Origin of the sequence: Aureimonas sp. AU40 (assembly GCF_001463785.1) — a bacterium.
GTDB lineage: Bacteria > Pseudomonadota > Alphaproteobacteria > Rhizobiales > Rhizobiaceae > Aureimonas.
On the sequence record NZ_BBWL01000039.1, the window covers coordinates 65,363 to 86,322 of the forward strand.

The 20,960-nt window shown below is 68.8% G+C and carries 23 protein-coding genes; 12 read left to right on the forward strand and 11 right to left on the reverse strand.

Annotated features, from left to right (window positions below):
• Nucleotides 1-9 precede the first annotated feature (9 nt).
• Nucleotides 10-678, forward strand: a complete 669-nt coding sequence (locus tag AUL32_RS13025; protein ID WP_062115645.1) for an outer-membrane lipoprotein carrier protein LolA — start codon at nt 10-12, stop codon at nt 676-678.
• 73 nt (nt 679-751) lie between these two features.
• Complete coding sequence (locus AUL32_RS13030) at nt 752-1,003, forward strand: hypothetical protein (protein WP_082659653.1); 252 nt, start codon at nt 752-754, stop codon at nt 1,001-1,003.
• A 10-nt stretch (nt 1,004-1,013) separates the two neighbouring features.
• Here the strand turns inward: AUL32_RS13030 and AUL32_RS13035 are convergent, their stop codons facing one another.
• Nucleotides 1,014-1,634, reverse strand: coding sequence for an ATP-dependent Clp protease proteolytic subunit (locus AUL32_RS13035; protein WP_061973529.1), 621 nt, complete (start codon nt 1,632-1,634; stop codon nt 1,014-1,016).
• Nucleotides 1,635-1,695: 61 nt separating this feature from the next.
• Here AUL32_RS13035 and AUL32_RS13040 point away from each other — a divergent pair, with 61 nt between their 5' ends.
• A complete protein-coding gene (locus AUL32_RS13040; RefSeq protein WP_062115651.1) occupies nt 1,696-2,193 on the forward strand; it encodes a GNAT family N-acetyltransferase in 498 nt (165 codons plus the stop codon).
• Between the two features lie 70 nt (nt 2,194-2,263).
• Here the strand turns inward: AUL32_RS13040 and AUL32_RS13045 are convergent, their stop codons facing one another.
• The 3 genes from AUL32_RS13045 to AUL32_RS13055 all read right to left on the reverse strand — a co-directional run bounded on the left by AUL32_RS13045 (nt 2,264) and on the right by AUL32_RS13055 (nt 3,899).
• Entirely contained in the window at nt 2,264-2,626 is a 363-nt protein-coding gene (locus AUL32_RS13045) for an SRPBCC family protein (protein ID WP_062115654.1), read from the reverse strand.
• Nucleotides 2,623-2,937, reverse strand: a complete 315-nt coding sequence (locus tag AUL32_RS13050) for an ArsR/SmtB family transcription factor (protein ID WP_061973532.1) — start codon at nt 2,935-2,937, stop codon at nt 2,623-2,625. The genes AUL32_RS13045 and AUL32_RS13050 overlap by 4 nt, the downstream gene beginning before the upstream one ends.
• A gap of 77 nt (nt 2,938-3,014) precedes the next feature.
• On the reverse strand, nt 3,015-3,899 hold the full coding sequence (locus tag AUL32_RS13055) for an alpha/beta fold hydrolase (protein WP_062115657.1): 885 nt from the start codon (nt 3,897-3,899) through the stop codon (nt 3,015-3,017).
• A gap of 120 nt (nt 3,900-4,019) precedes the next feature.
• On the opposite strand from AUL32_RS13055, the gene AUL32_RS13060 reads away from it, so the two are divergent.
• The 5 genes from AUL32_RS13060 to AUL32_RS13080 all read left to right on the forward strand — a co-directional run bounded on the left by AUL32_RS13060 (nt 4,020) and on the right by AUL32_RS13080 (nt 9,496).
• Entirely contained in the window at nt 4,020-4,823 is an 804-nt protein-coding gene (locus tag AUL32_RS13060; protein ID WP_062115660.1) for an exodeoxyribonuclease III, read from the forward strand.
• Between the two features lie 284 nt (nt 4,824-5,107).
• A complete protein-coding gene (locus AUL32_RS13065; RefSeq protein ID WP_062115663.1) occupies nt 5,108-7,267 on the forward strand; it encodes a TonB-dependent siderophore receptor in 2,160 nt (719 codons plus the stop codon).
• 172 nt (nt 7,268-7,439) lie between these two features.
• A complete protein-coding gene (locus tag AUL32_RS13070; protein WP_061973536.1) occupies nt 7,440-8,333 on the forward strand; it encodes a methylated-DNA--[protein]-cysteine S-methyltransferase in 894 nt (297 codons plus the stop codon).
• 62 nt (nt 8,334-8,395) lie between these two features.
• A complete protein-coding gene (locus AUL32_RS13075) occupies nt 8,396-9,151 on the forward strand; it encodes an endonuclease III domain-containing protein (protein ID WP_082659637.1) in 756 nt (251 codons plus the stop codon).
• 126 nt (nt 9,152-9,277) lie between these two features.
• The gene (locus AUL32_RS13080; protein WP_061973537.1) at nt 9,278-9,496 is read left to right on the forward strand and encodes a hypothetical protein; all 219 of its coding nucleotides are present in this window, start codon (nt 9,278-9,280) and stop codon (nt 9,494-9,496) included.
• Between the two features lie 179 nt (nt 9,497-9,675).
• Here the strand turns inward: AUL32_RS13080 and AUL32_RS13085 are convergent, their stop codons facing one another.
• Nucleotides 9,676-10,572: an AraC family transcriptional regulator gene (locus AUL32_RS13085; RefSeq protein WP_062115666.1), complete on the reverse strand. Its 897-nt coding sequence runs from the start codon at nt 10,570-10,572 to the stop codon at nt 9,676-9,678.
• 153 nt (nt 10,573-10,725) lie between these two features.
• Here AUL32_RS13085 and AUL32_RS13090 point away from each other — a divergent pair, with 153 nt between their 5' ends.
• Nucleotides 10,726-11,745 carry an aldo/keto reductase gene (locus tag AUL32_RS13090; protein ID WP_062115670.1) on the forward strand — a complete coding sequence of 340 codons (1,020 nt, stop codon included), beginning with the start codon at nt 10,726-10,728 and terminating at the stop codon, nt 11,743-11,745.
• Between the two features lie 39 nt (nt 11,746-11,784).
• Here the strand turns inward: AUL32_RS13090 and AUL32_RS13095 are convergent, their stop codons facing one another.
• The 5 genes from AUL32_RS13095 to AUL32_RS13115 all read right to left on the reverse strand — a co-directional run bounded on the left by AUL32_RS13095 (nt 11,785) and on the right by AUL32_RS13115 (nt 16,879).
• Entirely contained in the window at nt 11,785-12,222 is a 438-nt protein-coding gene (locus tag AUL32_RS13095; RefSeq protein ID WP_062115673.1) for a DUF4864 domain-containing protein, read from the reverse strand.
• A 217-nt stretch (nt 12,223-12,439) separates the two neighbouring features.
• Nucleotides 12,440-13,060 (reverse strand): 2,3-bisphosphoglycerate-dependent phosphoglycerate mutase, encoded by a 621-nt coding sequence (locus AUL32_RS13100; RefSeq protein WP_061973540.1) that lies wholly within the window; start codon nt 13,058-13,060, stop codon nt 12,440-12,442.
• An 85-nt stretch (nt 13,061-13,145) separates the two neighbouring features.
• The gene (gene dapB, locus AUL32_RS13105; protein ID WP_062115676.1) at nt 13,146-13,961 is read right to left on the reverse strand and encodes a 4-hydroxy-tetrahydrodipicolinate reductase; all 816 of its coding nucleotides are present in this window, start codon (nt 13,959-13,961) and stop codon (nt 13,146-13,148) included.
• A complete protein-coding gene (locus AUL32_RS13110) occupies nt 13,958-15,793 on the reverse strand; it encodes an ABC transporter ATP-binding protein (protein ID WP_062115679.1) in 1,836 nt (611 codons plus the stop codon). The genes dapB and AUL32_RS13110 overlap by 4 nt, the downstream gene beginning before the upstream one ends.
• A 63-nt stretch (nt 15,794-15,856) precedes the next feature.
• Entirely contained in the window at nt 15,857-16,879 is a 1,023-nt protein-coding gene (locus tag AUL32_RS13115; protein ID WP_062115682.1) for a glucokinase, read from the reverse strand.
• Nucleotides 16,880-17,043: 164 nt separating this feature from the next.
• Between AUL32_RS13115 and AUL32_RS13120 the strand changes: the two genes are divergently transcribed.
• From AUL32_RS13120 to bioB, 3 genes are all read left to right on the forward strand, one after another.
• Nucleotides 17,044-17,706, forward strand: coding sequence for a GntR family transcriptional regulator (locus AUL32_RS13120; protein ID WP_062115685.1), 663 nt, complete (start codon nt 17,044-17,046; stop codon nt 17,704-17,706).
• Nucleotides 17,707-17,788: 82 nt separating this feature from the next.
• A complete protein-coding gene (locus AUL32_RS13125; RefSeq protein ID WP_062115688.1) occupies nt 17,789-18,361 on the forward strand; it encodes a biotin transporter BioY in 573 nt (190 codons plus the stop codon).
• The gene (bioB, locus tag AUL32_RS13130; protein WP_062115691.1) at nt 18,358-19,350 is read left to right on the forward strand and encodes a biotin synthase BioB; all 993 of its coding nucleotides are present in this window, start codon (nt 18,358-18,360) and stop codon (nt 19,348-19,350) included. The genes AUL32_RS13125 and bioB overlap by 4 nt, the downstream gene beginning before the upstream one ends.
• A 30-nt stretch (nt 19,351-19,380) precedes the next feature.
• Here bioB and mepA read toward each other — a convergent pair whose 3' ends face one another.
• Entirely contained in the window at nt 19,381-20,463 is a 1,083-nt protein-coding gene (gene mepA / locus AUL32_RS13135; protein ID WP_062115694.1) for a penicillin-insensitive murein endopeptidase, read from the reverse strand.
• Between the last annotated feature and the right edge of the window lie 497 nt (nt 20,464-20,960).

Below are 20,960 nucleotides of genomic sequence, written 5' to 3' on the forward strand. Positions count from 1 at the left end.
GAAACGGACATGACGACGAGCTTTCCCCGGACCGCCCCCCGGATCGCCAAAGCGGCGCTTGCCGCCACGCTGCTTCTAGGCGCGGCCGTCGCGCCGGCGCTGACGGCGGGACCGGCCATGGCGCAGGCGGCCGGGGCGGCGGCGACGGCGCAGCGCGTCGCCGACCATTTCTCCGCCGTGCGCTCGATGAAGGGCAATTTCGTGCAGTTCGACGCCGCCGGCAACCAGACCGAGGGCACGTTCTTCATGGAGCGCCCGGGCAAGATCCGCTTCGACTACACCGGCTCGCCGGTGCGGGTGATTTCGGACGGCTCCCAGGTCGCGGTCAACAACCGCAAGCTCAACACCTGGGACCTCTATCCCCTGTCGAAGACGCCGCTGAAGCTTCTGCTCGACCAGCGCATCGACCTCTCGTCGGCCAATATCCAGAGCGTGAAGGAAGGGCCGGACCTCACCACGATCGTGATGGGCGACAAGTCGGTCTTCGGCAATTCGCGCATCACCATGATGTTCGACCCCAACACCTACGACCTGCGCCAATGGACGATCCGCGACGCGCAGGGCAAGGACACGACCGTCATGGTCTACAATGTCGAGGACGGCGCCTCGGTGAACAACGACCTCTTCGCCATTCCCTATTCGCAGATCGCCACCGGCCAGACCGGCGGCAAGCGCTGAGTCCAGGCGGGCGGGTCGGCCGTGCAACCGCGCGGCCTCGCCCGTCGTTGGGCGGGAAACAGGGATGATCCCGATGCGCCCGATCCTCATGCTCCTGCCCGCGCTTGTCATGGCCGGCTGCACCACGGTCACGCCCGAGACGCGGCGAGCCGCCGACGAGGCGCGCTGCGCCGACTATGGCTTCCGGCGCGGCACGGACGGATTCGCCGCCTGCCTCCAGCGGATCGACCTGTCGCGCGAGGGCAACCGCCGCGCCCGCCTTTACGACGACCCGTTCTATGTCGGTGGCGTGGTGCCGGGCGGCGGCTATGGGCGGGTGTGGTGACGCTCGACGCTTAGGCCGAGCCGACCAATCCCGGCCTCTCCCGCTTGGCGAGGATGCGGTCGATCAGTCCCCATTCCAGCGCCTCCTCGGCCGAAAGGAAGCAGTCCCGGTCGAGCTTGCGCTCCACCTCCTCGTAGCTGCGCCCGCAATGCTCGGCATAGAGCCGCGTCATGCGGTGCTTCACCTTCCGCGTTTCCTCGGCATGGATCAGGATGTCGGAGGCCTGCCCCTGGAAGCCGCCGAGCGGCTGATGAACATGGATGGAGCTGTTGGGCAGAGCGCAGCGCTCGCCCGCTTGGCCCGCCATCAGCAGGAAGGACCCCATGGAGCGCGCCGTGCCCATGCAGAGCGTGTGCACGGGGGCCTCGATGAACTGCATCGTGTCGTACATGGCGAGCCCGCTGGTCACCACGCCGCCGGGCGAGTTGATGTAGAGATGGATGGGCTTTTTCGGATTCTCCGCTTCTAAAAGCAGAAGCTGCGCGCAGACCAGCGCCGAGACCTGATCGTTCACCTCGCCGTTCAGGAAGATGACGCGCTCGCGCAGGAGCCGGGAGAAGATGTCGAAGGCGCGCTCGCCGCCGCGCGACTGTTCGACGACCATAGGGACGAGTTGCATCGCTTCGCGCATCGGCGAATTCCTTGAGAATGGAGGGAAGAGAAAGGTGGCATTGAACCGGAAAGACGATCCCGTGACCCGCGAAGAGATCACGCTATCGACTGTCGATGAGAGCCATTTCGAGCAGCTGCGCGAACTCTATGCCGTCAAATGGCGCGCGACTTACGAGGATCTTGTCGGGTCTTCTGTCGTGTCGGACATGGTGGCGCAGCTTTCGGGGCCATCCGTCGGCGGCATGGCGCCGGCAGGGGTTCAGGTCTTCGGCGCCTATCCGCCAAGCGGCCAATTGATCGGCGCGTCGATCGTGCGTGAAGCGAGAGACGTTGCTTACCTGTGGGGCATGTATGTTCTGCCACCCTACCAGAGGTCCGGTGTCGGACGGCGCTTGATGACGGCCGCTACCGACTCGCTGACCACCGCGAAGACGGTCGAAGTGCGAGTCCTGAAGAAGAGTCTCGGCGCGAGGGCCTTCTACGAGGCCCTGGGTTTCGTGGTGATCCGCGAAGAGGATGAGGAGATGTTTGCCGGTGTCGTCGAAAGGCTCCTCATCATGGCGTGCTCTCGAACGTGAAGGCCGTGGATCGGGGACGGGCCTTTCACGCCTTGGGAATAGACGTGACTTGCAGGCGAGAGAGTTGCGCCTAGGCGGCGCGGGCGCGCGGCGTACGGTTGCCGTTGGCCGCCATCAGGCAGCGCCCGCCTCCACTGAGTCGATGCAAAATGCGAAGCCGCGTGCCGCCCGAGGGCGTTTCGCAGATGCGGAAGGTCACCGAGCTTTCAAGGAAAGGCGGCGTGTCTTCGCGCAGGCGATAGCTGATTTCGCGGCCGGGAACCGCGGAGAGCGGCTCCGGTTCGGCCAGGGCCGCGTCGGGCAGCCAGGCGTCGCGGAAGGCGGGGATGCTGAGCGCCCGCCAGAGCTTTTCCGGCGGCTCGTCGAACTCGTAGGCAAGGTCCAAATCGGGGGCGAGGTCCAGCCCGGGCTCGAGGGTCGCGCTTTCGCTCATTGGTCCATGTCCCGCAGAAGGGTCTTGAGATCGTCCATGCGCGCTGGCCAGACGCGGCGGTACTTCGCCAGCCATTGCGCCACGCAGCCAAGGCCCGCCGGGTCCACCTCGTAGCGCACGAACCGGCCCTCCCGCGTTTCGCTGACGAGGCCCGCCCCTTTCAGCACCGAGAGATGCTGCGACATGGCGGGCTGGCTGATGCTCATGCCCTCGCGCAGGGCGCTGGCATGCGTGCCGCCGAGCGCCAGCTTCTCGAAGATCGCGCGGCGCGTCGGGTCGGCCAAGGCCTTGAAGATGTCGTCTTCCATCATGTCGATACATAAGCATCGACTTATGTGATTCGCAAGCGGAGATTTTACCTGAGCTTCGATGGATCGACGGTGACGGGTCAGCCCTTGAAGAAGAAGCGCTCCAGCGCGGCCAGCGTTTCCTCCGGCGCTTCCTCCACCAGGAAATGGCCGGACTCGATGGCTTGGCCCTCCACCTTGTCGGCCCAGCTCCGCCAGATGGCGAGCGGGTCGCCGCTCTTGGCGGGCGTGCCGTCGGTGCCCCAGAGGACGAGCGTCGGGCAGGCGAGGCGCCGGCCGGCGTCGCGGTCGGCCGCGTCGTCGGCGGGGTCGATCGTCGCGCCGGCGCGGTAGTCCTCGCAGGGGCCGTGCGCGCCGCCGGGCTGCGAGAAGCTCTTGCGATATTCTGCCAGCGCTTCCGACGCGAAGGGCGCGGTGGATTTCGACTTGGTCCAGCTCGCCAGCGTGTGATCGAGATAGAAGACGGGGTCGCTGGCGATAAGTCGCTCGGGCATCGGATTGGGCTGGGCGAGAAAGGCCCAATGATAGGACGAGAGCATGCCACTCGCGTCGATGCGCTCCCACATTTCCAGCGTCGGCAGGATGTCGAGAAGCGCGAGGCGCCGCACGCGATCGGGATGGTCGAAGGCGAGGCGATAGGCAACGCGCGCGCCCCGGTCGTGGCCGGCGAGGTAAAAGCTCTCGTGCCCGAGCGCGCGCATCACGGCCACCATGTCGGCGCCCATGCGGCGCTTGGAATAGCCTTCGCCCCCGGAGGATTCCGGCGCGCTCGAGCGCCCGTAGCCGCGAAGGTCGGGCACGATCACGGTGAAGCGCTTGGCCAGCCTTTCGGCGATCGGTGCCCACATGGCGCCGGTCTGGGGATAGCCGTGGAGGAGCAGAAGCGGCTCGCCCGAACCCTTGATCCTGCAGAAGATCGTCGCGCCCTCGCCGGGCACGTCGCGCGTCTCGAAGCCTTCGAACATGCCTGGCCTTCCCCTCCGCCCACTTGCCGGGCTTCAACGCGTGAGATCGGCCATCCGTTGCCTTGCGAGCAGACGCCTTCTCCCTTACGCAGCCCTTGCCCCCGAATGCGAAAGCCGCCCATGCCCTTCACCATCGCCACCTGGAACATCAATTCGGTGCGCCTGCGCCTGCCGATCGTGGAAGACTTCCTGCGCCGCGAGGCGCCGACCGTGCTCTGCCTGCAGGAGACGAAGTGCCCGAACGAGCTCTTCCCCGAAGAGGCGTTCCGCGCGCTCGGCTACGAGCACATCGCGCTGCACGGGCAGAAGGGCTATCACGGCGTCGCGACGCTTTCGCGCCTGCCCTTCGACGACATCCTGCGCCAGGATTTCTGCGCGATCGGCGACGCGCGCCACCTCTCGGTGCGCCTCACGGCGCTCGGCGGCCCCTTGCGCATCCACAATCTTTACGTGCCGGCCGGCGGCGACGAGCCGGACCCGGCGATCAACCCGAAGTTCCGCCACAAGCTCGACTTCCTGGAAGAGATGCGCCTGATGCGGGCCGACAGCGAGCCGGGCGTCGCCTCCATCCTGGTGGGCGATCTCAACATCGCGCCTTACGAAGAGGACGTCTGGAGCCACAAGCAGCTCTTGAAGGTCGTCTCGCACACCCCGATCGAGACCGAGGGGCTGATCCGCATCCTCGATGAAGGCAACTGGCGCGATCTCGTGCGCCATCACATCCCGCTTCCGCAGAAGCTCTACACGTGGTGGAGCTACCGCGCCAAGGATTGGGACGGCGCCGACAAGGGCCGCCGGCTCGACCATGTCTGGGGCTCGGACGGCCTGCCCGCCATGGTGCGGGACGTGCGCGTCCTGCGCGAGGCGCGCGGCTGGGACCGGCCGTCCGACCATGTGCCGGTGATCGTGTCGCTGGGGAAGTGATCGTTCCGCTGAGGGGGCTGAGCGTCTCTTCCGCGTTTGGAACCGCTCCAGAACCTGTGGCCGGGCTGCATCGGCGCCGGCAAAGCTGCATGCGAAGCGCAGCGTGGTTTTCCCTTCGGCGGGCATTTCAGTTCTCGTCAACACCCAGCCGCACCGGGCTTTTGGGATGTCGTCCACAGGCCGGGCGCCAGATCGTCATTAAGTTGACTCATATAGTCATCTTTAAATAGCAAGATGGGGACGACCGGCGCGAGGGGCGCTGGCACAGTTCCGGTTCGCCCGCCATGCCTTCCAAGTTCCGTTCCCGGTTCGCCCGTGCCAGCAGCGCGCTGACGCTCCTTCTCCTTATCGGTCCCGCCGGGGCGCAGCAGATCCAGCTCGATACGGTGACGGTGGAAGGCGCGGGCGCCTCCGGCGAGGGGCTGACGGGGAAGGGCGGCGGCGTCGCCGGCGCCTCGGCGGGCGGCTTCCAGACGGAAGGCTATGTCGCCCGGACCACGCGCTCGGCCACCAAGACCGACACGCCGCTGGTGCGCGTGCCGCAATCGGTCTCGGTGGTGACGGAAGAGCAGCTGGAGGACCGCAACCCGCAGACGCTGCAGGAGGCGGTGGGTTATACGCCGGGCGTGCGCATCGACGCCTATGGGCTGGACCCGCGCTTCGACGCCTTCTTCATTCGGGGCCTGCCGGCCACCTATACCGGCATCTTCCGCGACGGGCTGCGCGAGTTCAACAACGGCTTCTCGACCTTCGACATCGAGCCCTATGGGCTGGAGGGCCTGTCGATCCTCAAAGGCCCGGCGGCCGGGCTCTATGGCTCGTCCAATGCCGGCGGCATCGTGGACCTGCGTTCCAAGCGGCCGACCGTGGCGGCGGCGCGCGAAATCGAGGCGCAGATCGGCTCCAACAACCGCTACCAGTTGAACGGCGACGCCTCCGGCCCGCTCGGCGGCTCGACGACCGCCTTCTACCGGATCACCGCGGTCGGGCGCGACGGCGACACCGACTATCCTTTCGCCTCCGACGACCGGCTCACCGTCGCCCCGGCCTTCACCTGGACGCCGGACGGCGACACGTCGCTGACGATTCTGGGCGAGCTCCAGCGTTCGAAATCGGGCGGCACCTTCGCCTATGTCAACGAGAACAACCGCGTCACCGATGTGGCGGCAGGCGATCCGTCCTTCAACGATCTCGACCAGACGCAGGGGCGCATCGGCTTCGAGCTGGAGCAGAAGCTCGGCGAAGGCGTGACCTTCCGCCAGAAGGCGCGCTACCAGGCGCTCGACGTCTATGGCGAATATGCCTATGCGATCGGCGCGCCGGTGGGCGACATCGTGCGGCGCGGCTCGGGCAACGTGAAGCAGACGCTGAAGGGCGCGGTGTCCGACACGCAGCTTCAGGTCGAGGCCGAGACCGGCCCCTTGAAACACACGATTCTCGGTGGCGTCGACGCCTCCTACGCCCTCTACACCAATCGCGAAGGCTACGGCTCGGCCTCGTCGCTGCGCTTCTCCGCACCGGTCTATGCCAGCCCGATCTCGACGCCCGCCTATTCCGTCGCCGCCGACCAGGAACAGGCGCAGGTCGGCCTCTATCTGCAGGACGAGATCCGCTACGACCGGCTGACGCTGACGCTGGGCGGACGGCACGACTGGGTGTGGACCGACACCGCCGCCGGCACGCCGGAGGCGCTGAGCGACGCGCCCGAGCAGCGCGACGCCCAATGGTCGGGCCGCGCCGGCCTGTCCTATCTCTTCGACAGCGGCATCGCGCCCTATGTCAGCTATTCCACCGCCTTCACGCCCAATATCGGCACCAGCCGCACGGGCGCGGCCTTCGTGCCGACCGAGGCCGAGCAGGTCGAGGCCGGCGTCAAATACGCCATTCCCGGCTGGAGCACGCTCCTCACCGCCGCCGTCTTCAACATCGACCAGAAGAACGGCGTGTTCTTCGACGTGAACCCGCTGACCGGCACCAACGAGCAGGTGCAGCGCGGCAAGCTGCGCTCGCGCGGCGTCGAGCTGGAAGGCACGGCGACGCTGCTCGACGGGCTCAACGTGACGCTCGCCTATGCCTATACCGATCTCGAAATCGTGGAAGGCACGGAGACCACCACCGGCAAGACGCTTTCCTCCACCCCGCGCCACACCTTCTCGCTCTGGGGCGACTACACCGTGCAGACCGGCGCGCTGCAAGGCCTCGGCTTCGGCGCCGGGCTTCGCTATCTGTCGGAGAGCTTCGGCGACGACGCCAACAGCTTCACCAACGACGCGCGCGTCTTCGTCGACGCCACGGCCCATTACGACGTGCCCTCGGTCGAGGGCCTGAGGCTGCAGGTGAACGCCACCAATCTCTTCGACGAGGACACGCAGATCTGCTCCTCGGGCTTCTGCTACAAGGAGCCCGAGCGCAACGTCATCGGCTCCGTGCGCTACCGGTTCTAGCCTCGCCTTTTCCGCCCGGGGCATCTCCAGCCGGGCGGACCTGCGAAGGCGCCGGGCCACCCGCCCGGCGCCTTCGTCGTTTGCCGGGCAAGGCTCGGCTTGGCGGCGGAAAAACGGGTGGCGGCGGCGGGGCGGCGGGTTCAGGATGGCCCTTCGAGAAGGAAGCCGCGCCATGACCGCACTTGCCCGCATTCCCAGCGCCACGCAGTTTCAGGAACTGGCGCCTCCGGTGGACTATCCCCTGGTGCGCCGGACCATCGAGTTCATCTCGCAGCATTATCAGGTGCAGCCGAGCCTGGGCGAAGTCGCCGAGGGCGTCGGCGCGACCGAGGCCGAGCTGGAGGCGGCGCTGCGGCGCTGGGCGGGGCTGAGCCCCAAGGCCTTTCTTCAGGCGGTGACGCTGGACCACGCCCGCCGGCTCCTCGCCGAGGGCCTGCCGCTTCTGGACGCGGCGATCGAGGTGGGCCTCAGCGGCCCCTCGCGGCTGCACGATCTCTTCGTCAAACACGAGGCGGTGAGCCCCGGCACGCACAAGGCGCGTGGCGAGGGGATGAACCTGCAGTATGGCTTCGCCGAAGGGCCGTTCGGCCGAACGCTCGCCATGTGGACGGAGCGGGGCCTCGCGGGCCTTGCCTTCAGCGACGAGGACCGGGGCGGCGACGACCATGCGCTGGCCGACATGCTGGGCCGCTGGCCGAGGGCGCGCACCGAGCGCGACGACGAGGGAGCGGCGCTTCAAGTGTCGCGCGTCTTCTCGCCCGAGCGCTGGCGCGCCGACCAGCCACTGCGCGTCGTGCTGATCGGCACGGATTTCGAGGTGCGGGTTTGGCAGCGGCTTCTCGACATTCCGCTGGGCGCCGCCGAGACCTATTCGGCGGTGGCGCGCGATATCGGCCAGCCCTCGGCCTCGCGCGCCGTCGGCGCGGCGGTGGGGCGCAACCCCTTGTCCTTCGTGGTGCCCTGCCACCGCGTCGTGGGCAAGTCCGGCGCGCTTACCGGCTACCATTGGGGCCTGACGCGCAAGCGCGCCATGCTGGGCTGGGAGTTCGGCCTGAAAGGCGCCTGATCGTCGCGGCCGGGAACCCTTGGGCCGGGCTGCCCGTCCTCCCCCAAACGGGAACAGACGGCATGGCGCGAAAGCAGGTGGCGGCGGCAATCGAGGAAACGGCCGAGGCGGTTACGGGCAAGGCACCAGCGGTCGAGGCGGACCACGGAGCCCTAAGCGCGCCCGAGCGCGAGGAGGCGTTCCGGCGTCTCAGCGCCCATATGCCGGGCCGCACGAAGGGCGCCAAGGGGCCGAAGGACCAGCCCGACCCGTTCCGCTCCGTGGTGTCCTGCCTCCTCTCGGCCCAGAGCCGGGACGTGAACACCGCCGCCGCGGTTGAGGCGCTGTTCGCCTTGGCCCGGACACCGGACGAGATGTTGGCGCTCACCGAGGCAGAGATCGCCCGCGCCATCAAGCCCTGCGGCCTCTACAACATGAAGGCGCGCAGCATCGTCCGGCTTTGCCGCGAGCTGATCGAGCGGCACGACCGCGTGGTGCCGCGCGACCGGGCGGGGCTGATGAGCCTGCCCGGCATCGGGCGCAAATGCGCCGACATCGTCATGAGCTTCGCCTTCGACGAGGACGTGATCGCCGTCGACACCCATGTCTTCCGCGTTTGCAACCGCACCGGCATCACCAACGAGCGCACCGCCGACCGGACAGCCGCCGCACTGGAGCGCGACGTGCCGGACTGGGCCCGCCGCGACGGGCATTTCTGGCTGATCCAGTTCGGCAAGAGCGTCTGCCTTTCGCGCCGCCCCCGCTGCGAGACCTGCTTTCTCAACGATCTCTGCCGCTTCTTCACGGCGAGGGGAGGGGTGGCGCCCGCCTCGCCGTAGCCGATTGGCCGCTTACGTCCCTCCGCCGGCCTGCCCGCCGCCGACCCTCTCGCAGCGCGCCTCGACAATCCTCACCGCTGCGGAGCGATCTGAGGTAGGGTCGCTCTTTGCCGGAGGAACGCCATCATGAATTGCCCTGTCTGTGGAGATGCCGCCGCTTCGATCGAGCCCGTCAACGAAGGCGCCGTGGCGGTGAACTGCCCGACCTGCGGCGAATGGGAAGCCTCGCCGCCGGCTGCCGGGGCGATGCGGGATTTCTCCTCGCATCGGAGAATGCAGGCGCTGCGCTTCGCGCAAGTCGATTCGCGGGCCGGCCGCCGCCCCTTCATCCACGGGCTGGGCTGACATGCGGTAATCGCACCCGCCGAGCGCCGCCCGGATGGGAGTTGGCGTAGGGCGCAAAGCCCGCTCGCCTTGCTGCCGCCGGCCCGCCCTCCGTGGAAGGGCGCTCGCCATTCGGCCGGAGGGCGTGGCCAGGCTGAGGCTGGGCGCCTGTCCGCTCGGTCCAACGCCGCCGAACGGGGCTAGGGCAGGGCGGGTTCGGGCACGACGCGGGCGCGGATCGCCGCGCCGTCGCGGCCGGGCGGGGCGCCGAACAGCCGGCGATAGTCGCGGCTGAACTGCGAGGGGCTCTCGTAGCCCACGGCATAGCCGACGCTCGCCACCTCCTCGGCCGCCAAGAGGCGCCGCCGCGCCTCCTGCAGCCGGATCTGCTTCTGGAACTGCACCGGCGTCAGCGTCGTCACCGCCTTGAAGTGCCGGTGGAAGCTGGGAACGCTCATGCCCGCCAGCCGCGCCAGATCGGCGACGCGCAAGGGCTCGGCGTGATGGTTGCGGATAAAGGCGCTGGCGCGGGCGACGCGCGCGGCTTGGCTGTCCTTGGTGCCGATCTGGCGCAGGAGGACCCCTAGCGGACCGCCGAGCAGCCGCCATACGATCTCGCGCCGGATCAGCGGCTCCAGAACCGGCCGGTCGCGCGGCTGGTCGAGAAGCGCGAGAAGCCGCCTGAGAGGATCGTACAAGGCGGGATCGACCCGGCCCGCTCCGAGCGCGGCGAAGGACGCGGGTTCGGACAAACTGTCGGCCTGTTCGCTGAGCAGCGCCGTCACCTCCGCCGGGGGCAGGGCGAGGCTGAGCGCGAGATAGGGTCGCTCGGTGCTGGCTTCGAGGATGCGCGCCGTCACCGGCAGGTCGAGCGAGGCGAGCAGGCCCTCGCCGGCGCGGTAGTGAAAGGCGCTCTCACCGATCATCGAAACCTTGGCGCCCTGCACCACGAGGCAGAAGGACGGGCGATAGACCGAGCGGATCAGGCCGCTCGGCGCGTCGGCCCGGCTGAGGAGGAGGCCGTCGATCGGCGTTTCCCGCCCGAAGCGGGCGAACTGCCGTTCGATCAGCGGGGCAAGGTCGGCAAGTGTCGTCATGCCCGCAGTCTAGCCCGCCGCTCGCGCCCCTGCATCCGATCTTTCGCGGCTTTGAGAGGATCGGGCAAGAGCTTGAGAGGATCGGCGTCGCGCGGTGGGGGCCGGGCGCCCTAGCTTGGGTCCATCGCAACCTCCCATCAGGAGCCAAGACCCATGCGGATGCGTCAACTCGGCCGGAGCGGCCTCTTCGTCTCGGAACTGTGCCTGGGCACCATGACCTTCGGCGGCGGCGACGAGGGTATCTGGGGCCATATCGGCCGCCTCGACCAGCCGGCCGCCGACGCGCTGGTCCGCACCGCGCTGGATGCGGGCATCAACTTCTTCGACACGGCCAATGTCTACGCCGGCGGCGAGAGCGAGCGCATTGTCGGCCAGTCGCTGAAGAATCTCGGCGTGGCGCGAGACGATGTCGTGGTGGCGACCAAGGTTCTGGGGCCGATGGGCGCGGGGCCCAACGCGCGCGGCGCCTCGCGCTCGCACATCCTCTCCCAGGCCAAGCAGAGCCTCGCCCGGCTCGGGCTCGACCATATCGACCTCTACCAGATCCACGGTTTCGACAAGGCCGTGCCGATCGAGGAAACACTGGAGGCGCTGGACACGCTCGTTCGCCACGGGCACGTGCGCTATCTCGGCCTGTCCAACTGGGCGGCCTGGCAGATCATGAAGGCGGTCGGCATCGCGGAACTGCGCCGTCTCGCGCCGATCCTGTCGCTCCAGGCCTACTACACGCTGGTCGGCCGCGATCTGGAGCGCGAAATCGCGCCCATGCTCCTGTCGGAGGGCATCGGCCTCATGGTCTGGAGCCCGCTCGCCGGCGGCTATCTCTCCGGCAAATACGACGGCGAGGGGCAGGCGGCGGATGGGCGGCGCGCCAATTTCGACTTCCCGCCGGTGGACCGCACGCGCGGCGGCGGGGTGATCGAGGCCATGCGCAAGGTGGCGGGCGAGAAGGGCTGCACGGTCGCGCAGGTCGCGCTCGCCTGGCTGCTGCACCAGGAGGTGGTCACCAGCGTCATCATCGGCGCCAAACGGCCGGAGCAACTCGCCGACAATATCGGCGCGGTGGAGGTGAAGCTGAGCACCGACGACCTCGCCGCGCTCGACGCCGCTTCGCGCCTGCCGGCCGAATATCCCGGCTGGATGCTGGAGCGTCAGGGCGCCTATCGCAGCTGAGGCTTGGTAACACAGGGCGGGCCGAGCGGCCCGCCTTCCTCAGGCGCCGATGTCGCTTCCCTTGCGCATCTGGCATCCCGTGATCTTCAGGCTGCCGTCCGGCTGGCGCTCCAGCGTGTAGCTGGCGATCCAGCTCTGGCCGTCCGCGTCCGACAGGAAGACCTCCTGCCGCAGGCCCGCGCCCTCCGTCCGCAAGGGTCCAAAGGTGACGTTGCTGGAGCGGTGGACGGCGGGATAGCCCTTGGCCACCATGGCGAGGAAGATCTCGGGCGAGGGGAAGAGCCGCTGAATGTTGGGCGCGGCATAGGAATAGGCCCGCGCCCCGTCGTCGACGCGCAGCGCGTCGAGCTGCCCGCCGATGGCCGTGCGGGCGTCGCCGGAATCGTCGGCCCAGGCCGGCAGGGCGAAGCCCGGCAGCGGCAGGGCCGGCACGGCGAAGGCGGTGAAGGCGAGACAGGCAAGGAGAGCGCGGCGCATGCGATGCCTCCGTTCAAGGAAGGCAGCAGCATCCGCCGCAAAGGGCCTAGGCCGCAAGCGGGATTTTGACGCAGGGCCAGCCCTGCCTCGCGCGGTTTCTATGATTTTCAGATCACCGGAACCGCGCGAGGTCTGAAGGCCTGGCCCATCGCCCCGCGGCGGAGCGGGGCGGCTTCGCCTGGAAATACTCCAGACGCTGCCGGCCCTCGGCTCGATGTCAGCCGGCCAGCACGTCCTTCGAGGCGACGGTCGAATCGGCGTTGAGCTTGTAGACGATGGGCACGCCCGTCGCGAGTTCCTGCGCCACGATCTCCTCGCCGCTCAAGCCGTCCAGCGCCATGATCAGGGCGCGCAGCGAGTTGCCGTGGGCGGCGACGATCACCGTGCCGCCGTTCAGCACATGCGGCTGGATGCGGTGGATGTAATAGGGCCAGACGCGCGCACCGGTGTCCTTCAGCGACTCGCCGCCCGGAGGGGGCACGTCGTAGGACCGGCGCCAGACATGAACCTGATCCTCGCCCCACTTGGCGCGGGCGTCGTCCTTGTTGAGACCCGACAGGTCGCCGTAGTCGCGCTCGTTCAGCGCCTGATCGCGGATCGTCTCCAGACCCTCCTGGCCGAGCTCGGTCTGGATGAGCTTCAGCGTGCGCTGGGCGCGGGACAGGGCGCTGGTGAAGGCGATGTCGAAATGGAGGCCCGCCGCCTTCAGGCGCTGGCCGGCGGCCTTGGCCTCTTCCACGCCGAGATCGGTCAGGTCCGGGTCGCGCCAGCCGGTGAAGAGGTTCTTGAGGTTCCAGTCGCTCTGGCCGTGGCGGACGAGCACGAGGGTGCGGGACATGAAGACGAACTCCCTTTATGTGGACGAGATGGGGACGGGGTGTGGAAAACCTGTGGAGCGCCCGGGGAGGGCTCTCGGAAGAGCGTCAGAAGCCGAGCACCTGACGCATGGAGTAGAGGCCCGGCGCCTGCGCGCGCGCCCAAAGCGCGGCCCGCAGCGCGCCGCGCGCGAAGATGGCGCGGTCCTCCGCGCGGTGACCGAGCTCGATGCGCTCGCCCTCGCCGGCGAGGATCACCTGATGATCGCCCACCACCGAGCCACCGCGCAGCGTGGCGAAGCCGATCGTGCCGGCCTGACGCGCGCCGGTGTGCCCGTCTCGCACCCGCACGGACTGCTCGCTGAGCGCCACCGCCCGGCCCTCGGCCGCGGCCTGCCCAAGCAGCAGCGCCGTGCCGGAGGGCGCGTCGACCTTGTGGCGATGGTGCATTTCGAGGATTTCGATGTCGAACGCGTCCGGCCCCAACGCCCGCGCCGCCTGTTCGGCGAGAACGGCGAGGAGATTGACGCCCAGACTCATATTGCCGGACTTCACGATCCGCGCGCCGGCTTGCGTCGCCTGCGCGATCGCAGCGTCGTCCTCGGCCGAACAGCCGGTCGTGCCGATCACATGGACGAGGCCGCGCCGCGCCGTCTCCCGCGCCACGGCGACGCTGAGCGCGGGGGCGGTGAAGTCGATCACGCCGTCGGCCGCATCCAGCGCCTTGGCAAGATCGGAGGTAACGGGAACGCCGAGATGCCCACTCGCGGCGAGCTCGCCGCAGTCGGCGCCGAGCGCCAGCGAGCCTTCGCGCTCGATCGCGGCGACGACCTTGGCGCCCTCGCTGTCCTTCACGACGCGCACCAGCGTGCGGCCCATGCGGCCGGCCGCGCCGAGGATCACCAGCTTCATCGCCTCGCTCATCGCGATTCTCCCATGTCGGCAGTTTCCGCTTCGCCGCTTCCACCCTGGAAGCCGTGGAGCCGGGCGTAAAGCCCGTTCGACCGCCTCAAGAGGTCTCCATGCGTGCCGCTTTCGGCGATCCGGCCCCGGTCCACCACCAGGATCTGGTCGGCGCCGACGATCGTGGACAGGCGATGGGCGACCACCACCACGGTGCGGTCGCGCATCGCCGTTTCCAGCGCGCGCTGCACCAGCACTTCGGAGCGCGTGTCGAGCGCCGATGTCGCCTCGTCCAGAAGCAGGATCGGCGCGTCGCGCAGAAGCGCGCGGGCGATCGACAGGCGCTGGCGCTGGCCGCCCGAAAGCGTCACGCCGTTTTCACCCACGGGCGTCTCGTAGCCGAGCGGCTGGGCGAGGATGAACTCTTCGGCCTGCGCCTGCCGGGCGGCTTCCTCGACCTCGGCATCGCTCGCCTCAGGCCGGCCGAAGCGGATGTTGTCGCGGATCGAGCCCTCGAACAGGGTCGGGTTCTGCGGGACATAGGCGATGGCCGAGCGCAGCGAGTGCTTGGTGACGGTGGCAATATCGGTGCCGTCGATCAGGATGCGCCCGGCGCCCGCGTCGTAGAAGCGCTCGATCAGGGCGATGATGGTGGACTTGCCGCCGCCCGAGGCGCCAACCAGCGCCGTGGTGCGCCCGGCCGGAGCCGTGAAGGCGAGGTCGCGCAGCACCGGCTCCTCGGGGTGGTAGCCGAAGGAGACGTTCTCGAAGCGGATTTCGCCGGCCGAAACGCGCAAGGGCTCAGCACCCGGCGCGTCGGCTTGGCGCGGCGTCTCGTCCAGGATCTCGTAGATCATCTTGGCGTTCACCAGCGCCCGCTCCATCTGCACCTGCAGCTTGGCGAGGCGCCGGGCCGGGTCGTAGGCGAGAAGCAGCGCCGTGATGAAGGCGAACATCGAGCCCGGCGAATAGCCGTAGACGATGGCGCGGTAGCCCGACCACGCGATGACGGCCGCGACGGCCAGACCCGCCACGGTCTCGGTGATCGGTCCCGAGCGCTCGGTGATGACGGCGATGCGGTTGTTGCGCTCCTCGGCCTTGGCGATCAGCTCCTCGGTGCGGGCGCGCAGCAGGTGCTCCATGGTGAAGGCCTTCACCACTTGGATGCCTTGCGCGGCCTCCTGCATGGAGCCGAGCACCCGGCTGTTGAGGTCGATCGACTGGCGCGTCGCCTTGCGCAGCTTGCGCGACAGGCGCGAGATCATGATGGCGATCGGCGGCCCGGCGGTGAGCGCGATCAAGGACAGGACCCAGTCCTGCCAGATCATGGCGAAGATCAGGAAGATCAGCGTCAGGAGATCGCGCGCCAGCGAGGTGACCGTGAGGTTCAGCGTGTCGCGAATGCCCGAGACGTTCTGGTTGATGCGCGCGGCGAGCTGGGCCGAGCGGGTCTCGCCGAAGAAGTCCACCGACAGGTCGGTGAGATGGGCGAAGAGCCGGCGCTGGTAGCGCGCCACGACGTCGTTGCCGATCCGCGCCAGGATGACGCCCTGCCCATAGGAGGCGATGCCGCGTAGGAAGAAGGCGACGAAGATCGCCACCGGCAGGGTGAAGAGCATGGCGCGGTTGCCGGCGACGAAGATCTCGTCGATCACGTCGCGCATCACCCAGGCCAGGAAGGCCGTGGTGAGCGCCACCACGACAAGGCAGGCGACCGCCACGGCATAGCCGCCGACATGCTCGCGCCCGTTCTCGGCGATCACGCGGCGCAGGAGCTGCAGCGCCTCGCCCCGCTGGCGGGGTTCGGACAGGGAAAGACTCGTCTTCTTCACGGGGTCGGCCGGCCGGTTCATCGTCGGCTCGCTCTATAGCCTTTGCCGCCGCCCCTGCCTACAGGGCGGCCGAAAGGCAGGTTTTCAGCGAGACCAGCGGCGGTTGACGGTCTCCAGCCCGTAGAAGCCCGGGGCGCGAGCGAAGGTGGCAAGGCCCGCCAGCGCCGCCAGTGGCAGGGTGATGGCGTAGAGCGGCACCTCGCGCAAAAGGTCGGAATGGGGCGCCTTGTCCTCGAAGGCGGCGCGCATGGCGGCCCGGTCCACGTAGGGCGCGATATGGCCGAAGATGCCGCCCGCGATATAGACGCCGCCGCGCGCCATGAAGACCAGCGCCAGATCGCCCGCGACGCGCCCGAGATAGGTGCCGAACAAGTGGATCGCCTCCAGCGCCGCCTTGTCGCCCGCGCCGGCCGCCACTGTCACGGAAGCGGGCGTGTGGGGCTCGGGCTTTCGCCCGTCCGCCTGGGCGATGGCGTTGTACAGATTGACGAGGCCGCGCCCACAGAGAACCTGTTCGGCCGACACGCGCCCCTCGATGCGCTCCAGATGCGGCCAAAGGGCAAGGTCGCGATCGGTGCGGGGGCCGAGATCGATATGGCCGCCTTCGCCCGCAACCGGAATCCACATGTTCCGCGCCCGCACCAGGCCCGCGACGCCAAGGCCGGTGCCCGGCCCGACCACGACGCGCGCGCCCTCATTGGGCGCGCCGACCGGCCCGATCGCCTCGCGCCCGGCTTCGGGCAGGGCCGAGACGGCGAGCGCCTGTGCCTCGAAATCGTTGACGAGGATGATCTCGTCGAAGCCGAGGTCGGAGATCAGCTTGCGCGGCCGCACCACCCAGGGGCAGTTGGTCAGCTCGATCTCCTCGCCGCTGATCGGCCCGGCCAGCGCCAGAACCGCCGAGCGCGGCTGGATCGAGGTCTGGTCGAGAACCGTCGCCTGGATCGCGTCGTCGATATTGGGAAAGTCGGCCGTCTGCACGACCGGAAAGGTCTTGGGATCGGCGAAGGCGTCCACGAGCAGGGCGAACCGGGCATTGGTGCCTCCGATGTCGCCGATCAGGATCGGAAACTTCAGGCTTTCGGCGGATTCGTTCGTCGGAGTCATGCCGGTCCGGTTTCAATCGTGTGAAGACGCAGCGAGCCATAGCACCCTCGGATGTCGGGAAAAAGCCGGCAGCGGGCGGGCGCTCAGACGGTTTCGAAAAGCCGGAATAACCGGTAGCGGGCGCCCGGATCGACGGGCCGCGTTTCATAGATTATTCCGGCTGGATGAAGACGATCCAAGACGACACGCTTGCGGTTCGCATCGGCCGGGCCCTGGCCGAGCGCATCATTTCCGGCGCGATCGAGCCCGGCGCAAAGCTGCGGCAGGACCATGTGGCGGCGGAGTTCAACGCCAGCCATGTTCCCGTGCGCGAGGCCTTCCGCCGCCTGGAGGCGCAGGGTCTCGTGGTGAGCGAGCCGAGGCGGGGCGTGCGCGTGGCGGGGTTCAGCCCGCAGGAGGTGCGCGAGGTGGCCGAAATGCGCGCCTCACTGGAGAGTCTGGCGCTGCGCCACGCCTTTCCGCATCTGACGCCCGCGATCCTCGACGCGGCCGAGGCCATGGTCCGGGCGGGCGATCAGGCGGGCAGCGTCCAGGCCTGGGAGGAGGCGAACCGCGCTTTTCACCGCACCATTCTCGCCCCTTGCGCCATGCCGCGCCTGCTGGGTGCCATCGACGATCTTCAGGCCGCCAGCGCCCGGTTCCTGTTTTCCGGCTGGCGGGCGGAGTGGGACGCGCCGACCGATCGCGACCACCGCGCCATTCTCCTGGCGCTCCGCGCGCGAGACGGAGAGAAGGCGGCCACGATCCTTGCGCGCCACGTTCAGCGGATCGGCCAGTCCGGACATGCGTCGCCGCCGCGTCGTCCCCTCCGTGCGAATAATCTATAATAATTCGAGATGTTGATAGAATCAGTCGAACTAGGGAAGATCGGAGGCAATCCTGCTCTAAATTATAGATAAAGAGATCCCGATGGCATCGACCGTCCTTCCTTCCGACCGGCTCCGCGACCGGCTCGCCTTTCAGTTCGCATCCATCCCGATCGGCGTTGCCCTGATGACGCTCGCGGCGAAGACGCAGATCCCTTTCTGGCCAGTGCCCATGACGCTGCAGACGCTGGCGGTCATGGGCTTTGCCGTTCTCCTTGGCCCGCGCCTCGCGCTCTCGGTCTTCTCGGCCTATCTCGCGGCCGGCGCGGCGGGCCTGCCCGTTTTTGCCGGAACGCCCGAGCGCGGCATCGGCCTCGCCTACATGATGGGGCCGACGGGCGGCTATCTCCTGGGCTTCCTTCTGGCGACGGGGCTGGTGGGCTGGCTGGCCGCCGGGCGCGGCTGGCTCGCGCGGTTCGGCGCCATGCTGGGAGGCCTCGCCCTGGTCTATGCCTGTGGCGCCGCCTGGCTCGCGGCCTTCGTGCCGTTGGACAAGCTCTGGGCGGTCGGCGTCGCGCCTTTCCTTCTCGGCGACGTGGTGAAGATCGCGCTCGTGGCCTTGGCCGGCCATGCGCTCGCGCGCCGACGCGACGCCGGGCGAGGCGAAGCGCAATGAGCGTCGCAGACGGCTTCAAGCGGCACGACTGGTCGGTGGACGAGATCCTGGCGCTCTACGAGGCGCCGCTGCTCGATCTCGTCGGGCGCGCCAACGCCGTACACCGCGCGCATCACGACGCATGCGACGTCCAGAAGGCGAGCCTCCTGTCGGTCAAGACCGGCGGCTGCCCGGAGGATTGCGCCTATTGCCCGCAATCGGCCCACCATCGCGAGGTCGACCTGACGCGCCAAGGCCTCATGGCGCCGGCCGAGGTGCTGGGGCTGGCGGCGCGTGCCAAGGTGGCGGGCGCGACGCGCTTCTGCATGGGCGCGGCGTGGCGCGAGGTGCGGGACGGGCCCGCCTTCGACGCCGTCCTCGCCATGGTGGAGGGCGTGCGGCACCTCGGCATGGAAGCCTGCGTGACGCTCGGGATGCTGAAACCCCATCAGGCCGCGCGTCTGGCCGGGGCCGGGCTCACCGCCTACAACCACAATCTCGACACCGGACCGGACTTCTACGGGAGCATTGTTTCGACCCGCACCTACGCGGACCGGCTGGACACGCTGGCCCAGGTGCGGGCGGCGGGAATCGAGCTGTGCTCGGGCGGCATCATCGGCATGGGCGAGACCACGCGCGACCGCGCCGCCATGTTGCAGGTGCTGGCGTGCTTCGAGCCGCACCCCGAAAGCGTGCCGATCAACGCGCTCGTGCCCGTCGAGGGAACGCCGCTCGCGCGCCGGTCGCGCGTCGATCCGCTCGACCTCGTGCGCATGGTGGCGACGGCCCGGCTGGTCATGCCGGAGGCGCGGGTGCGCCTTTCGGCGGGGCGCTCGGGGTTGGGGCGCGAGGCGCAGATCCTCTGCTTCCTGGCCGGGGCGAACTCGATCTTCTTCGGCGACACGCTGCTGACGACGCCCAATGCCGGGATCGGCGAGGACGAGGCGCTGTTCGCCGCAATCGGCCCGCTGGCCCCGACTGCCTCGATAGTGGCCGCGCCGCCCGCCTGAGCGGCGCGGGGCTCCCTTTCCCCCGGCGCTTTAGTTCGCCGGGCGGAAGCGGGGCATGGGCAGCGCCTCGGCGGGCTCCGGCGCATAGGCGGGGGCCGTCGCGGCTGCCGGGGGCGCCGGCAGGCGCGGGGCGGCGGGTGGGATGGGGGCGGCGCCCGTGTCGAAATCGTCCGACAAGGCGGCGGCTACCGGCTCGCGACTCTGCGCGGGCGAGGCGGCCATCACGGCGCCGCCCTTGTCCGGCGCGTTCAGAACCGCGTTGCAGGCCTTGGGCAGGGCCGACATGAAGATCGGGGGCGGCTTCTTGTAGGGCTTGGCGCTCGGCTTGGGCGGGCGCAGCGCAACGTTGAACCAGTAGTCCAGCTTGTCGCACCCGTCGCCCGTGCCGGTCGGCTCCTGCGGCTGGCAATTGGGCGAGCCCGGCTGGCAGACGATGCGCACGTGGAAATGATAGTCGTGCCCGTACATCGGGCGCACCTTGTTCAGCCAGACGCGGTCGCGCCCCGCCGTCTTGCAGAGCTGCTCCTTGATGCCGGGATGCACGAAGATGCGCTCCACTTCCGGCTCGCGTGCGGCGGTGCGGATGAGCTTCAGCATCTCGGGGCGCCAGCGCGACAGATCGATATGGTTGGTGCGCTTGTCGATCACCGAGGGCAGGGGCATCGTGTCGCGCTCGTGCGGGGACAGTCGGCGCGTCGGCATTTCGGTGAGATAGATGTCGGCGTCGAGGCCGATCTGGTGCGAGGCGTGGCCGTCCTTCATCGGGCCGCCGCGCGGCTGCGCCATGTCGCCGAACAGGAGCCCGCGCCAGTTCGCCTCGCGCGCCGCGTCGCCCGACAGGCGCTGCAGGAAGCGGATCATGGTGGGATGAGCGAAGGCGCGGTTGCGCGAGGGCTTCATGACCTGCCAGGTCGGCCCGTCCTTGGGCATTTCCATGCCGCCCGACAGGCAGCCTTTGGAATAGAAGCCGATGCTCTGGGGCGGGCCGGCATTGGGCCGCGTCTCCGCGCCGAACAGCTCCTTGGCGGCGGTCTGGGCTTCGGCCGGGGCGGAAAGGGCCGTAAGCAGCCCGAGCGCGACGAGCGACAGGCGCGTTCGAGATCCAAGCGTCATCTGATCGTTCCTCCGGGCCGGCGTCGGCCACGCCGCCGGCGGCCAGAGCCAAGCCGGACGGATCGGCCAAAACTATGGCAGGGGGATGGATCGAAGCTTGCCGAGGCGCACGAGGGCCAAGGGAGAGGGACCCGCGATCTCCAGGCGAAACGCCGCAGCCGCGCCGGGTGCCAGCTTTGCGGCGGTGAGAACCGGCGATGCGCCGGAAGATGAGGTGGGACGAGGCAGTCGCCGGCGATGGCCGGGAGCACAGGCTCCCTCACGCCGGAACCCGGCCGCGCCCTGTCTTGGAGCATCTGACAAAAATCTCGCGGGGTCGGCTAGCCGACTTTTTTGTCGTGGACGTCGTCGCGAATGCTTGGGCCTCGCGCCCTCGCATCACTTACGCTTCGCTCCTCGTCCCCGACGAAAGTCCCTCGGCCATCTCTCGCCTAGAGATCTTGTTGGGCGCTTTTAGAGACTGTTTGACAATCCGGTTGGGTCGGCCCCTGGCGCTT

Bases quoted from the DNA above. Each gene is read 5' to 3' on its own strand.
- bioB (WP_062115691.1), top strand. From the start codon at position 18,358: ATGAGCGTCGCAGACGGCTTCAAGCGGCACGACTGGTCGGTGGACGAG.
- AUL32_RS13030 (WP_082659653.1), top strand. From the start codon at position 752: ATGCGCCCGATCCTCATGCTCCTGCCCGCGCTTGTCATGGCCGGCTGC.
- AUL32_RS13035 (WP_061973529.1), bottom strand. From the start codon at position 1,634: ATGCGCGAAGCGATGCAACTCGTCCCTATGGTCGTCGAACAGTCGCGC.
- AUL32_RS13120 (WP_062115685.1), top strand. From the start codon at position 17,044: ATGAAGACGATCCAAGACGACACGCTTGCGGTTCGCATCGGCCGGGCC.
- AUL32_RS13110 (WP_062115679.1), bottom strand. From the start codon at position 15,793: ATGAACCGGCCGGCCGACCCCGTGAAGAAGACGAGTCTTTCCCTGTCC.
- AUL32_RS13085 (WP_062115666.1), bottom strand. From the start codon at position 10,572: ATGACGACACTTGCCGACCTTGCCCCGCTGATCGAACGGCAGTTCGCC.
- AUL32_RS13070 (WP_061973536.1), top strand. From the start codon at position 7,440: ATGACCGCACTTGCCCGCATTCCCAGCGCCACGCAGTTTCAGGAACTG.
- AUL32_RS13080 (WP_061973537.1), top strand. From the start codon at position 9,278: ATGAATTGCCCTGTCTGTGGAGATGCCGCCGCTTCGATCGAGCCCGTC.
- AUL32_RS13050 (WP_061973532.1), bottom strand. From the start codon at position 2,937: ATGATGGAAGACGACATCTTCAAGGCCTTGGCCGACCCGACGCGCCGC.
- AUL32_RS13055 (WP_062115657.1), bottom strand. From the start codon at position 3,899: ATGTTCGAAGGCTTCGAGACGCGCGACGTGCCCGGCGAGGGCGCGACG.
- AUL32_RS13095 (WP_062115673.1), bottom strand. From the start codon at position 12,222: ATGCGCCGCGCTCTCCTTGCCTGTCTCGCCTTCACCGCCTTCGCCGTG.
- mepA (WP_062115694.1), bottom strand. From the start codon at position 20,463: ATGACGCTTGGATCTCGAACGCGCCTGTCGCTCGTCGCGCTCGGGCTG.
- AUL32_RS13045 (WP_062115654.1), bottom strand. From the start codon at position 2,626: ATGAGCGAAAGCGCGACCCTCGAGCCCGGGCTGGACCTCGCCCCCGAT.
- AUL32_RS13125 (WP_062115688.1), top strand. From the start codon at position 17,789: ATGGCATCGACCGTCCTTCCTTCCGACCGGCTCCGCGACCGGCTCGCC.
- AUL32_RS13025 (WP_062115645.1), top strand. From the start codon at position 10: ATGACGACGAGCTTTCCCCGGACCGCCCCCCGGATCGCCAAAGCGGCG.
- AUL32_RS13060 (WP_062115660.1), top strand. From the start codon at position 4,020: ATGCCCTTCACCATCGCCACCTGGAACATCAATTCGGTGCGCCTGCGC.
- AUL32_RS13115 (WP_062115682.1), bottom strand. From the start codon at position 16,879: ATGACTCCGACGAACGAATCCGCCGAAAGCCTGAAGTTTCCGATCCTG.
- dapB (WP_062115676.1), bottom strand. From the start codon at position 13,961: ATGAGCGAGGCGATGAAGCTGGTGATCCTCGGCGCGGCCGGCCGCATG.
- AUL32_RS13075 (WP_082659637.1), top strand. From the start codon at position 8,396: ATGGCGCGAAAGCAGGTGGCGGCGGCAATCGAGGAAACGGCCGAGGCG.
- AUL32_RS13090 (WP_062115670.1), top strand. From the start codon at position 10,726: ATGCGGATGCGTCAACTCGGCCGGAGCGGCCTCTTCGTCTCGGAACTG.
- AUL32_RS13100 (WP_061973540.1), bottom strand. From the start codon at position 13,060: ATGTCCCGCACCCTCGTGCTCGTCCGCCACGGCCAGAGCGACTGGAAC.
- AUL32_RS13065 (WP_062115663.1), top strand. From the start codon at position 5,108: ATGCCTTCCAAGTTCCGTTCCCGGTTCGCCCGTGCCAGCAGCGCGCTG.